At 67.4% G+C, this 12,694-nt stretch carries 14 protein-coding genes; 7 read left to right on the top strand and 7 right to left on the bottom strand.

Annotated elements, in window-relative coordinates:
• The 3 genes from E7773_RS15515 to E7773_RS15505 all read left to right on the top strand — a co-directional run.
• The coding region (locus E7773_RS15515) for a methyl-accepting chemotaxis protein (protein ID WP_293993137.1) at positions 1 to 521 on the top strand (521 nt) is incomplete at its 5' end.
• A 25-nt stretch (positions 522 to 546) separates the two neighbouring features.
• Positions 547 to 1,245 (top strand): SDR family oxidoreductase, encoded by a 699-nt coding sequence (locus E7773_RS15510; protein WP_293993134.1) that lies wholly within the window; start codon positions 547 to 549, stop codon positions 1,243 to 1,245.
• A complete protein-coding gene (locus tag E7773_RS15505) occupies positions 1,235 to 2,185 on the top strand; it encodes a 50S ribosomal protein L11 methyltransferase (protein WP_293993131.1) in 951 nt (316 codons plus the stop codon). The genes E7773_RS15510 and E7773_RS15505 overlap by 11 nt, the downstream gene beginning before the upstream one ends.
• Here E7773_RS15505 and phhA read toward each other — a convergent pair.
• Positions 2,182 to 3,048, bottom strand: a complete 867-nt coding sequence (gene phhA, locus E7773_RS15500; RefSeq protein ID WP_293993129.1) for a phenylalanine 4-monooxygenase — start codon at positions 3,046 to 3,048, stop codon at positions 2,182 to 2,184. The genes E7773_RS15505 and phhA overlap by 4 nt on opposite strands.
• Positions 3,049 to 3,074: 26 nt before the next feature.
• On the opposite strand from phhA, the gene E7773_RS15495 reads away from it, so the two are divergent.
• Complete coding sequence (locus tag E7773_RS15495; RefSeq protein WP_293993126.1) at positions 3,075 to 3,776, top strand: alpha/beta fold hydrolase; 702 nt, start codon at positions 3,075 to 3,077, stop codon at positions 3,774 to 3,776.
• Here the strand turns inward: E7773_RS15495 and E7773_RS15490 are convergent.
• Positions 3,773 to 4,075, bottom strand: coding sequence for a hypothetical protein (locus E7773_RS15490; RefSeq protein WP_293993125.1), 303 nt, complete (start codon positions 4,073 to 4,075; stop codon positions 3,773 to 3,775). The two genes, E7773_RS15495 and E7773_RS15490, sit on opposite strands and share 4 nt — an antisense overlap.
• Before the next feature lie 12 nt (positions 4,076 to 4,087).
• Positions 4,088 to 5,158: a glycerophosphodiester phosphodiesterase gene (locus tag E7773_RS15485; protein WP_293993123.1), complete on the bottom strand. Its 1,071-nt coding sequence runs from the start codon at positions 5,156 to 5,158 to the stop codon at positions 4,088 to 4,090.
• A gap of 59 nt (positions 5,159 to 5,217) precedes the next feature.
• Here E7773_RS15485 and E7773_RS15480 point away from each other — a divergent pair, with 59 nt between their 5' ends.
• The 3 genes from E7773_RS15480 to E7773_RS15470 all read left to right on the top strand — a co-directional run bounded on the left by E7773_RS15480 (position 5,218) and on the right by E7773_RS15470 (position 9,068).
• The gene (locus tag E7773_RS15480; protein WP_293993120.1) at positions 5,218 to 7,419 is read left to right on the top strand and encodes a xanthine dehydrogenase family protein molybdopterin-binding subunit; all 2,202 of its coding nucleotides are present in this window, start codon (positions 5,218 to 5,220) and stop codon (positions 7,417 to 7,419) included.
• A gap of 138 nt (positions 7,420 to 7,557) precedes the next feature.
• A complete protein-coding gene (locus E7773_RS15475; RefSeq protein ID WP_293993117.1) occupies positions 7,558 to 8,484 on the top strand; it encodes an XdhC family protein in 927 nt (308 codons plus the stop codon).
• Complete coding sequence (locus E7773_RS15470) at positions 8,481 to 9,068, top strand: nucleotidyltransferase family protein (RefSeq protein WP_293993115.1); 588 nt, start codon at positions 8,481 to 8,483, stop codon at positions 9,066 to 9,068. The genes E7773_RS15475 and E7773_RS15470 overlap by 4 nt, the downstream gene beginning before the upstream one ends.
• Positions 9,069 to 9,071: 3 nt before the next feature.
• Here E7773_RS15470 and E7773_RS15465 read toward each other — a convergent pair whose 3' ends face one another.
• From E7773_RS15465 to E7773_RS15450, 4 genes are all read right to left on the bottom strand, one after another.
• A complete protein-coding gene (locus tag E7773_RS15465; RefSeq protein ID WP_293993114.1) occupies positions 9,072 to 11,084 on the bottom strand; it encodes an acetyl/propionyl/methylcrotonyl-CoA carboxylase subunit alpha in 2,013 nt (670 codons plus the stop codon).
• A 177-nt stretch (positions 11,085 to 11,261) separates the two neighbouring features.
• Positions 11,262 to 12,251: a biotin synthase BioB gene (bioB, locus tag E7773_RS15460; RefSeq protein WP_293993112.1), complete on the bottom strand. Its 990-nt coding sequence runs from the start codon at positions 12,249 to 12,251 to the stop codon at positions 11,262 to 11,264.
• Positions 12,252 to 12,254: 3 nt separating this feature from the next.
• Positions 12,255 to 12,518, bottom strand: a complete 264-nt coding sequence (locus E7773_RS15455) for a DUF2442 domain-containing protein (protein ID WP_293993111.1) — start codon at positions 12,516 to 12,518, stop codon at positions 12,255 to 12,257.
• A complete protein-coding gene (locus E7773_RS15450; RefSeq protein WP_293993108.1) occupies positions 12,502 to 12,627 on the bottom strand; it encodes a hypothetical protein in 126 nt (41 codons plus the stop codon). Before E7773_RS15450 ends, E7773_RS15455 begins: the two co-directional genes overlap by 17 nt.
• Positions 12,628 to 12,694 lie beyond the last annotated feature (67 nt).

Raw genomic sequence — 12,694 nt, 5'->3', positions numbered from 1 at the left:
AGCACGCCAAGTCGATCGAATCGATCCTCGGCTTGATCCGCGACATTGCCGGCCAGACCAATTTGCTCGCGCTCAACGCGACGATCGAGGCCGCGCGCGCGGGCGATGCCGGCCGCGGCTTCGCGGTCGTGGCACAGGAAGTGAAAAGCCTCGCCAACCAGACCGCGCGCGCGACCGACGACATCGCTGCTAAGATCGCCGCGATCCAGTCCGCCACACGCTCGACCGTCGACACCAATGCGTCGATCAAGGCGACCGTCGGCGAGGTGCAGCAATCGGCGGAGCGCATCCGCGACGCGATGGAGATCCAGGCGCAGACCGTGACCGCGATCACCGCCGCGGTCGACGAGACCGCGCTCGCCGCCGATTCGATGGCGCACACGATCGCGACGATCCGCGAAGACACCGAAAGCGTGGCGCGCGAAATGGGCGCGCTGGCGCAGGATGTCGGCGACGTCGACGACCGGCTCGGCGGACTGAAGGGCGCGGCGGACGATTTCTCGGCGGGCGTGGCGGCCTGACCGCGCGCGCGCTACAGCAGCGCGCATGACCAACATCCTCCTCACCGGCAGCAGCCGCGGCATCGGCGCGGCGATCGCCGCCACCTTGTCCGCGACGCCCGGCGTCACCTTCGTCGGCCACGGCACCGCGAGCGGCATCGCCGCCGACTTCGCCGACCCCGCCGGCCCGCGCCATCTGTGGGACGCCGCTCTCCATCAACTCGGCAGCATCGACGTGCTGATCAACAATGCCGGCGTGTTCGAGGCGAACCCGATCGACCAGGACGACGATGCGTGGGTCGCGAATTGGGAACGCACGATGCGGATCAACTTGACCGCCAGCGCCGAACTGTGCCGGTTTGCCATCAAGCATTGGCAGAATCGCGGGACCGGGGGCCGGATCGTCAACGTCGCCAGCCGCGCCGCCTATCGCGGCGATTCGCCCGCGCACTGGCATTACGCCGCGTCCAAGGCCGGGATGGTCGCGATGACCAAGAGCATCGCGCGCGGCTACGCGGCGGGCGGTGTGCTGGCGTTCGCGGTGTGCCCCGGCTTCACGATGACCGGGATGGCCGAGGATTATCTCGCCAGCCGCGGCGGCGACAAATTGCTCGCCGACATCCCGCTCGGCCGCGTCGCCGATCCGGACGAGGTGGCGAACGCGGTCGCGTACCTCGCGCTCACCGCCCCGCCGTCGATGACCGGCGCGGTGATCGACGTGAACGGGGCGAGCTATGTCCGCTGACGGCCCGGTCGATAGCTGGAAGACAAGTTTCCCCTGCACACGCGCAGAGGCGGAAGCGATCGACGCGGCGGACGACCTCGCGATCGACGCGGTGCTGATGACGAGCGAGACGATCGAGGATGACCGTGAGACGTGGCGGCTCGACGCCTATACCGAGGAGCAGCCCGACGCGGCGATGATCGCGGCGCTTCATGCGCTGGTGCCGAGCGCGGGCGGCGCCGAGCCGACGATCGAACCGCTAACCGCGCAGGACTGGGTCACGATGAGCCAGGCGGGGCTCGAGCCGATCGCCGAAGGGCGCTTCGTCGTCCACACCAGCGCGCACCCGGTCGAAGCGCCCGCCGGGGGCCGCGCGTTCCTGATCGACGCCGGGCAAGCGTTCGGGACCGGGCATCATGCGACAACTTCGGGGTGCCTGAAAGCGCTCGACGCCATGGCACAGCGCGAGTTCGCGAACATCATCGACATCGGCACCGGCACCGGCCTGCTCGCCTTCGCCGCGCGGCATCTGTGGCCCGTCGCCCGCGTCGCCGCGACCGATATCGACCCGGCCGCGATCCTCGTCACGCGCGACAACATGGCGGCGAACGTGGTCGAGGCGATCGACCTGATCGTCGCCGACGGCGCGCTCGACGATCGGATCACCGCCGGCGCACCATACGATCTCGTTATCGCCAACGTGCTAGCGGGTCCGCTCGTGTCGATGGCGCCCGAGCTCGCCGCGATCGCCACGCCCGATGCGACGATCCTGCTGGCTGGCCTGCTGGAGACGCAGCGCAAACAAGTTGTCGATGCCTACGCCGCCTGCGGCTGCACGCTCACCGACGCCGAAGTGCGCGGCGACTGGACGATCCTGACGCTCAAAGCGGGCGCGCAACGCTACATCCCAACGACGCCGATCGATCCCAAGGGCCGCGACGGCTGGGCGCTCGATATCTAGGCTTTCGAGCGCGCATACTCCTGCGTCCCGCGCGTCATCACGTCATCGCCAGCAACGATTTCGGCGACGGGAATATCGGGCTGCGCCTTCAATTCGTCGTACAGCGGCGCGAAGTCGGTTTCGACGGTGACGCGGAGCAGCTCGTCGAAGCTCGGAATGACGAAATAATTCTGCTGGAAATCGTCGATCCGGTATTCGGTGCGCATCACGCGTGCGAGGTCGAAACCTATCCGGTTCGGGCTGGGATCGTCGAGCGCGAACTGGCTTTCCGAATAGCTCGACACGATCCCAGAGCCGTAGATGCGCAGCCCCTCGGGCTCCGCGATCAGCCCGAATTCGACCGTGTACCAGTACAGCCGCCCGAGATATTTGAGCGCGTCGAGTCCCAGCGCGCGCTGCCCGCCCCGGCCATAGGCAGCGAGATAATCACCGAACACCGGGTCGGCGAGCATCGGCACGTGGCCGAACACGTCGTGGAAGACGTCGGGTTCCTGGAGATAATCGAGCTGGTCGGGGCGGCGAATGAAATTGCCCGCGACGAAGCGGCGGTTGGCCATATGGTCGAAGAACACGTCGTCGGGGACGAGGCCGGGCACCGCAATCACTTGCCACCCGGTCAGCTTCATCAGCCGGTCGGACAGTTCCGCGAAATCGGGAATGCCGGGCTTCGACAGCTTGAGCACGTCGAGCCCGCGCAGATACGCCTCCGACGCGCGGCCGGGGAGCAACTTCGCCTGACGCGCGAACAACGTGTCCCACGTCGCATGCTCCTCCGCCGTATAATGCGCCCAGTCCTGCGGGATCGACCAGTCGGCGGCCGCGCCGGGCGGCGGAGAATCGAGCACGTGCGTTTCGGTTGCCATCGAAACCATCTATCACGGGTCCAGTGGTGAAAGAAATCGATACACATCACGCACCGTCCAAGGCGCAATGGGCAGCCGAACTGCCGCGCATGCTCGGCACGATCGCGAGCATCCCCAAGGCGTGGCCCGAGCTGATGAAGGCGCCACCGGGCGACGGGCGGCCGATCATGCTGCTGCCGGGTCTTATCAATTCGGACCGGTCGAACATCGTGATGAAGCGCTACCTGACCGCGCTCGGCTACCGCGTCGAAGGGTGGAAACTGGGTCGCAACGCCGGCGCGCGGACGATTGGCGAAGGCGAGAAACTGCTCGCGCGGCTCCGCCAATATCATGCCGATGCGGGGGAGCCGGTCACGCTGATCGGCGTCAGCCTGGGCGGGATCATCGCGCGGTTCGCGGCGCATCGCGAGCCCGATCTGGTGCGCGAGGTCATCACCGTCAGCTCGCCCTTCGCGGGCGATCCGCGCGCGACCAACGTGTGGCGCGTGTTCGAATGGCTGTCGGGCGAGAAGATCGACAGCCCCGGCGTGATCGCGCGTCGCGAAGAGATCGCCGCGGCGTTACCGGTCCCCGCGACCGCGATCTGGAGCGCGAGCGACGGGCTGGTCAATGGCGCGATCTGTCACGATGAGCATGCGCGATCGATCGAGGTCGTGAGCAGCCACATGGGCGTTCAGATGCACCCCGCGACCTTGCGCGCGATCGCCGAGGTGCTGGGCGGGAATTAGTCCTGCGGCGTGGGGTCGGGATCGCGCTCGCCGGGGTGCGCGCGGAAACCGGTGTACGGGCCGCAATTCGCCGGGTCCTTGCGGCACGCCTTGTCGTGCTCCTTGCGCTCGCGGCCTTCGCGCTCTTCGGCCTTGCGCATCTTCTTGCCGTAGTTGCGGTCGGCCTCGGACTGGCTCGTGGTGGCCCAGTCGACGCCCTTGCTCACAACCTTGACCGGCGCGGTGACGATCTTGCCGACGGTCGAGATGCACCCGCTGGCCAGCAACGGCAGCGTCGTCAGGACGAGAAATTTACGCATACTGGTCCCGATCTACTTCTTGGGCGTGGCCCGATAGGCATTCCGCGCGGTCGCGCCAATTAGCGGAAAATCGGTGAAAAATCCATCAATCCCCAGCGCGAGCTGGCGCCGCATCGCCTCCGCGACATTGCCGTGATCGAGCGGGTTCGCCCCGACCCTGAGGCTCGCGGGCAGGAAGAAATTCTCCGCGCGGAAAGTCCAGACATGGACCCGCAACCTCGCCTTGTGCGCATCGGCGACCAAAGTCGTCGGCGTCCCCTCGCCCTTGTCGACCATGTCCTTGTTCGGCCCGATCCCCCAGGCATAGGCCGATACCGCCTTCAGCCCAACGGGCGTGATCATCGACGCATAGCTTGGCGTGGCGTTGTCGGCGGGGCCGCCGCTCCCATCCATCAGCTGGATCAGGCGAATCTTGGTGATCGTGTGGAGGAACTTGAGGTTGTTCACCTCAAAGCTCTGGATGAACACCGGCGCGGTCGCCGAATCCCACCCCGCCGCCTTCAGCTCGGCGACCAGGTGCCGCTCCATCGGCAAGCCGATCGACGCGAAGTAGGTCGGGTGCTTGGTCTCGGGATAGATGCCGATCGTCCGGCCCAGTTCCTTCGACCGTTTCTTCGCCAGCGCGATGATCTCGGCGAGCGTCGGGATCGTGTATTTGCCGTCATAGGCGGCATTGGCGGGGCGAAGTTGCGGCAAGCGTTCCTTCGCGCGCAGCGTCTTCAATTCGGCGAGCGTGAAATCCTCGGTGAACCAGCCGGTGTGCTTCTCGCCGTCGATCGTCTTGGTCGTCTTGCGGCTGGCGAATTCGGGGTGGTTCGCGACGTCGGTGGTGCCGGTAATGTCGTTCTCGTGCCGCGCGACGAACACGTTATCCTTGGTCAGCACCAAGTCGGGCTCGATGAAGTCGGCGCCGTCAGCGATCGCGACCTCGTAGCTCGCGAGCGTATGTTCGGGCCGCTCTCCGCTGGCGCCGCGATGGCCGATGACAATGGGGCTGCTGAGCGACTTCACCCGCCCACCTTGCGCGCTTGCGAGCGGCGAGGCCAGTGCGGCGGCGAGGAGAATGGCGAGAAAGCGTTGCATGCGAGGACCGATTCCGGGCTAGGGTGATTTCGTAACCGTAGCACCCCGGAGGCGAGATCATGAACGATATCGTGATGGACGCGCCCTATCGCCCCGCGGGGCTCGACAAAGGCCAGCAGGGACTGATCGGGAAGCCGGTCGACCGCTACGAAGGCCCGCTCAAGGTCACCGGCACCGCGCAATACGCCGTCGAGGGTGCGCCCGAAGGGACACTCTTCGCACACGTAATCGGCGCGACGATCGGCTGCGGAACCGTCACCATGATCGATAGTGCCGCCGCCGAGGCGATGCCCGGCGTCGTCGCGATCATCACCGACCACGAACAATTCGTATCGAGCGGCGGCAATTCGCAGGAGCCGATGCCGGGCTGGACGCGCGAGATCGACCATTTCGGCCAGCCGGTCGGGCTGGTCGTCGCCGAAACGCTCGAGGCCGCGCGCGCCGCCGCGCTGGCGGTTTTGGTGACATATGACGAGCGCGAGGGCCGCTACGATCCGCGCGACCAGCCGGTGATCGAGGATCACGGCATCGGATTCCTCCCGACCATCGTGAAGGGCGATGTCGACAAGGCGATCGACGCCGCTGAAATCCAGTTCGACCAGATTTACACCACCCCGCCGCACTTCCCCGCCGCGCTCGAACCGCATGCCGCGACCGCGTGGTGGGAGGGCGATAACTTGGTGCTGCGCGCCTCGCTCCAGGTGCTGGGCGGCGCGCGGTCGACCATCGCCAGGGCGCTGGGAATCGACAAGGAGCGCGTCCGCATCCTCGCGCCCTATGTCGGCGGCGGATTCGGCGGAAAGACCGGGGTCGGGCCCGAGACGGTGCTGGCCGCCGCCGCCGCGCGCGATCTGGGCCGGCCGGTGAAGATTTCGCTCCCGCGCCGCCAGACCGCGGCCATCGTCCATCATCGCGGCGACACCGTCCAGCGCGTCCGCATCGGGTGCGACAAGGAAGGCCGGATCAGCGCCTTCGCGCACGAAAGCGTGACATCGCAAAAGGACGGCAAGGGTTTCCTCGAGCCGGTGCCGTTCGGCACGCTGCCGCTCTACGCCGCCGAGAACCGCAAGTTCACCACGGCGCTGACCCGCGTCGATTTGCCGCCGAGTGGCGCGGTCCGCGCGCCAGGCGAGGCGGTCGGCACCTTCGCGGTCGAATGCGCGATGGACGAGCTGGCCGAACAGCTCGGGCTCGATCCGATCGAACTGAGGAAGCGAAACGAGCCGGAGAGCGACCCGACCAGCGGCAAGCCGTTTTCGACCCGACTGATGACGCAATGCTATGACGAGGGCGCCAGGCGCTTCGGTTGGGACCAGCGGGAAGCCGCCCCGGGATCGGTCACCGACGGCGAATGGCTGATCGGGATGGGCATGGCGGCGGCGTTGCGCGGCAATTTCACCGTCAACAGCGAGGCGCGTGTGACGCTGACGCCCGAAGGCCGCGCGGTGATCGAGACCGACATGACCGATATCGGCACGGGCACCTACACGATCCTGGCGCAAGTCGCGGGCGAGATGCTCGGGCTGCCGGCCGACCGGATCGACGTGCGGCTGGGCGACACCGATTACCCCGCCAGCGCCGGGTCGGGCGGGTCATTCGGAGCTGGGTCATCGGGGTCGGCGGTCGCGTTGGCGTGCGAGGAAATCCTCGCCCAACTGGCGCTGCGCATGAACGCCGCGCCCGGGGAGCTGGCGCTCAAGGACAGCTGCGTCAGCGTCGGCAAGCGCTCGGTCCCGATCGCCGACCTGGTCGACAAACCGATCGTCGCGACCGGCAACATGGAGCCGGGCGCCGAAAGCCGCCGCACCAGCCAGGCGAGCCACGGCGCGCAATTCGCCGAGGTCGCGGTCAACGCCGTCACCGGCGAAGTCCGCGTCCGCCGCCTGATCGGCGTGTTCGACGTCGGGCGCGTGATGAACGAGAAGACCGCGCGCAACCAGATGGTCGGCGGGATGATCTGGGGGATCGGCTACGCGCTGTCCGAAGACGCGGTGGTCGACACGCGCACCGGCCAGTTCGTCAATCCCGACTTCGGCGAGTACCACGTCGCGGTTCACGCCGACGCACCCGCCGTCGAGTGCCATTTCATCGAGCAAATCGACGACAGCGCCAACCCGGTCGGCGCGAAGGCGGTCGGCGAGCTCGGCATTTCCGGCGCGGGCGCGGCGGTGGCGAACGCGATCTACAATGCGTGCGGCGTGCGGGTGCGCGATTTCCCGGTGACGCTCGACAAATTGCTCGCCGGATTGCCACCGGTATGAGGATGTCAAAAATCCTCCCCGTTTACGGGGAGGTGGCGCGCGCAGCGCGTCGGAGGGGGGTCGCCTCCTCGGTATCGCTTGCGGCGCCCCCCCTCCACCAGCTTCGCTGGTCCCCCTCCCCGCAAGCGGGGAGGATTTATGGCCGATAACGACGCCGTCATCGCCGCCGCGAGCGCCTGGGCCGGCGCGCCGATGGCGCTCGCCACCGTCGTCTCGACCTGGGGATCGGCGCCACGCCCGCGCGGGAGCCACATGATCGTCCACCAGGACGGCCGGTTCGAAGGCTCCGTGTCGGGCGGCTGCGTCGAGAACGACATCCTGACCACCGCCGCCGAGGTCATCGCGGGCGCGCCATTCCAGGTGAAGCAGTACGGCGTGGCCGATGCGGCGGCGTGGGAAGTCGGCTTGCCATGCGGCGGCGAGATTTCGGTGATGGTCCAGCCGGTGTCGGCCGCCGGGTTCGACCCCGAATTGTTCGACCGCATCGCCGAGGCGCGCGAGGCGGGCAATGCGCTGACCGTTACGACCGACCTCGACACCGGCCAGTCGAGTGTGCGACCGCTGGAGGGCGCCGCGTTCGTCAACCGCTACGACCCGCCACGCCGGCTGTTGATCGTCGGCGCGGTGCAGATCGCACAGGCGCTCGCGGGCCTCGCGCGCGAGCTTGGCATCGCGACCACCGTGATCGACCCGCGCGCCCGGTTTTTGACCGAGGAGCGCTTTCCCGGCGTCGCGCTTGACGATCGCTGGCCCGACGAAGCGGTCGCGGCGTTAAGGCCCGGCCCGTCGACCGCGGTCGTGACGCTGAGCCACGATACCAAGATCGACGACCCCGCGCTGGAAGCCGCGCTCGCCGCGCCGACCGGCTACGTCGCCGCATTGGGATCGCGCCGCAGCCACGCCGCGCGGCGCGAGCGGCTGGCGGCAGCTGGTGTTGCCGAAGCCGACCTCGACCGCATCGACGCGCCCGCGGGCCTCGATATCGGCGCGATCGGCCCTGCCGAGATCGCGCTGTCGATCGCCGCGGCAATGGTCGCCCAGTTCCACAACAAAAGCGCTCCATGATCGCGCCTGACAATACCGCGCTGATCCTGCTCGCCGCGGGGAAGTCCGAACGGTTCGGGCTGTCCGACAAGCTGACCGAAATCTTCCTGGGCCAGCCGCTCGGGATGCACGCCGTCACCGCGCTGGAAGCGGTACCGTTCGCCAAGCGGATCGTCGTGAAGGATGGCGGCCGGCTCGACTATGCGGCGCGCGGCTATGAGGTCGTCCATAATCTCCGGCCGGAGGACGGTCTTTCGTCATCGGTCCGGCTCGGCGTGCAGGCGGCGCGGCAGGGTGGCATCGACGCGGTGCTGATCGCACTCGCCGATATGCCGCGCATCACCGCGACGCAGATCCACCGCCTGTTCGACGCGCAGCACGGACCCGATACCGTCGTCGCGTCGAGCGACGGCGTGCGCCCGCGCCCGCCGGTGCTGTTCGGCAGTGCGCGGTTCGATGCGCTCGAACAGCTGGAGGGCGACACCGGGGCGCGCGACATGATCCTCGCCGGGCGGCACGTCATCGCCAGCCCCGAGGAATTGATCGACGTCGATACCGAGGACGAACTGGCCGAACTGCTCGCCAAGTTTGGCGGGCGGCGCTGAGCCCTACTCCAGTTCCAAGATTACCTGATCGACCGCCAGGCTGTCGCCGGCTTTGGCTTCGACCGACTTGACCGTTGCCGCCTTCTCCGCGCGCAGGATATTCTCCATCTTCATCGCCTCGACCACCGCGAGCGGCTGGCCCGGCTGGACGCTGTCGCCCGCCTTGACATCGAGCCGCACGAGCAGCCCCGGCATCGGCGCGATCAGGAATTTGGAGAGGTCGGGCGGGACCTTCTCGATCAGGTGGTGCGCGAACGCCGCGACGCCGGTCGGCAACACGCGCGCGACATGGCTTGCGCCGCGCGCGGTCAGCTTGAAGCCCGAGCGGGTGCGCGCGATCTTCACCGTCAGCGCTGCGCCGTCGATCTCTGCCGTCACGTACCGGTCCCCCGGCGTGTATTCGAGCGCGATATCGAGGTCGGCGCCGTCTACGCTCACGCCGTCGGTCGAAACCGACACGTCATGATCCGCCCCGTCAATCCGCACTGTCCACGCCGACGGCGGGCGCAACCGCTTGCCGAGCTGACCGTCGATCCGACGCGCGCGGTCGGCCTCGGCGGTCGCGGCGAAGGCGGCGATCGCGGCGAGCGATTTGAGCAATTCGGCCGATGCCGGCGCGCCGTGGAATCCATCGGGATATTCCTCGGCGATGAACCCCGTGGTCAGCGCGCCCTCGCGGAAGCGCGGGTGCTGCATCAGCGCCGACAGGAAATCCAAATTGTTGCCCGGCCCGTCGATCTCGAACGCGTCGAGCGCCGCGATCTGCTCGTCGATCGCCTCTTCGCGCGTCGGCGCCCAGGTGATCAATTTGGCGATCATCGGGTCGTAGAACATCGACACCTCGCCGCCCTCGGCGACGCCGTCGTCGACGCGGACGTAGGCATGGCTCGCGGTCGCGCCGTACGGCGTGTCCTCGCTCGCCGGCGGGTCGTAGCGGATCAGCCGGCCGATGCTGGGCAGGAACCCGCGATACGGGTCCTCGGCATAGACGCGGTTCTCGATCGCCCAGCCGTTGAGCGTTACCTGCTCCTGCGTCAGCGGCAGTTTCTCGCCCGCCGCGACGCGGATCATCAGTTCGACCAGGTCGAGCCCGGTGATCGCCTCGGTCACCGGATGCTCGACCTGCAGCCGGGTATTCATCTCGAGGAAGTAGAAGCCCTGCCCCGTGGTGTCGGCGCCCGACACGATCAGCTCGACCGTGCCCGCCGAATAGTATCCCACCGCGCGCGCCAGCGCGACCGCCTGCTCGCCCATGCTTTTCCGCATCGCGGGCGTGACGAACGGCGACGGCGCTTCCTCAACCACCTTCTGGTGGCGGCGCTGGACCGAGCATTCGCGCTCGCCGAGGTAGAGGATGTTGCCGTGCTGGTCGCCCATCACCTGGATTTCGATGTGGCGCGGGCTTTCGATGAACTTCTCGATGAACACGCGGTCGTCGCCGAACGACGCGAGCCCCTCGCGCTTGGTCGCCTCGAACCCCTCGCGGACATCCTGCTCCGAATAGGCCAGCCGCATCCCCTTGCCGCCGCCGCCGGCCGAGGCCTTCATCATCACCGGATAGCCGATGTCGCCGGCGATCTTCACCGCCTCGTCGGTGTCGGCGATCTCGCCCAAGAAGCCGGGGACGACGTTGACGCCCGCCGCCTTGGCGAGCTTCTTCGATTCGATCTTGTCGCCCATCGCCGCGATCGCATTGGGCGGCGGGCCGACGAACGCGATCCCCGCCTCGGCGCACGCCTTGGCGAAGCTCTCACGCTCCGACAGGAAGCCATAGCCCGGATGGATGCAGTCCGCCCCCGTCACCTTCGCCGCATCGAGGATCAGCTCTGCGAGCAGATAGCTCTCCGCCGCCGGCGCCGGCCCAAGCCGCACCGCCTCGTCAGCCATCAGCACGTGCGGGCTGCGCGCGTCGGCGTCCGAATAGACCGCGACCGTCGCGATCCCCATCTTCTTGGCGGTGCGCATCACGCGGCACGCAATCTCGCCGCGATTGGCGACCAGGATTTTCTTGAACAAGCTAAGCCTTCCCCAACTGTTCCGCGCGGGCACGTGAGCCGGTTTGCGGACTGGTGATTATTTCATCGCGATAGCCCGGACAGTCGCAATCCAGAACCGTGCAGAACATTTCGTCGCCGTCGTTCACCGCATCGTGGTGATAGCCGATTGGATGACCGCAATTCTTGCAGTCTCCCGTCACTCCGCGGCCTCCATCGCACGCTGCTCCGCCGCCATCGGTGCCAGCCCCAGCTTCGCGAACAGCGCGGCGTCCTTGTCCTCGCCGGCATTGCCCGCGGTCAGCAGCTTGTCGCCGGTGAAGATCGAGTTCGCGCCCGCCAGGAAGCACAAAGCCTGCGTCGCGTCGCTCATGCTTTCGCGGCCCGCGCTGAGGCGCACCATGCTCCCCGGCATCGTGATCCGCGCGGCCGCCACCGTGCGCACAAACTCGATATCGTCGATCTTCGCGAGCGGGGTGTCGGCGAGCATGTCGCCGAGCACCGTGCCCTTGACCGGCACCAGCGCGTTGATCGGCACGCTCTCCGGATGCACCGGCAGGCTGGCGAGCGCATGGATGAAGCCGACGCGATCCGATCGGGTTTCGCCCATTCCGACGATCCCGCCGCAGCAGACATTGATTCCCGCCCCGCGCACATTCTCCAGCGTCTCGATCCGCTCCTCGAAGCTGCGCGTCGAAATGACGTTGGCGTAATTCTCCGGCGAAGTGTCGATATTGTGGTTGTAGTAATCGAGCCCCGCCTCGCCCAAAGCCGCCGCCTGGCCGGGCGTCAGCATGCCGAGCGTCATGCACGTTTCCATCCCCATCTGGCGCACCCCGCGCACCATCTCGGCGAGCGCGGGAATGTCCTTGTCCTTGGGGTTGCGCCACGCCGCCCCCATGCAGAAGCGGGTCGAGCCGTTGTCCCGCGCCTGCGCCGCGGCTTGGAGGACGGCGCGGACGTCCATCAGCTTGGTGGCCTTCAGGCCGGTCTCGTGATGCGATGACTGCGAGCAATAGCCGCAATCCTCCGGGCAGCCGCCGGTCTTGATCGAGAGGAGCGTGGAGAGTTGCACTTCGTTCGCGGCGTGATGTTCGCGGTGCACCTCGGCCGCACGGAAGACGAGCTCGGTGAACGGCAGGTCGAACAGCGCCGCGATTTGCTCGCGGGTCCAGTCCGTGCGAATCATGCGTTACGCCGCCTTCGCTGGTGCCGGAGCGCCACGCAGCAGTCCTTCGGTGCTCAAATCCTCATCGATCTCGGGCCAATGGATGCCATGGCCGGCGCCTGCCTTTTCCCAGACCGCGCGTTGCGCGGGTGTCGCATGAAGCAAACGGGGATACCAGGCGAGCGGCACCGAAATGGTGCGGCCATCCATCAGATCGACGATCAGGCTGGCGTCGTCACAGCGCACGTCGAGAACGCGCTCGTCGGTGACTTTAGCCGAAATATTCACGCCACGCCTCCAGCAACTGCGCGCGATGCGCGTCAACCATCGCGACGATGCCACCAATCTCGTGCGCGCGAAACCCGCGGCTCTTGGCGACTTCCACGGCATCAGCCAAACCTTGATCGTCGCGTCGCCGCGATCGACATGGACGTGCGGCGGTTCGTTGGGCTCATGACTGTAAA

This window comes from Sphingomonas sp. (assembly GCF_004799495.1).
Lineage (GTDB): Bacteria > Pseudomonadota > Alphaproteobacteria > Sphingomonadales > Sphingomonadaceae > Sphingomonas.
The sequence above is the reverse complement of the archived record's forward strand: the minus strand, read 5'-3'. Positions and strand labels throughout refer to the sequence as shown.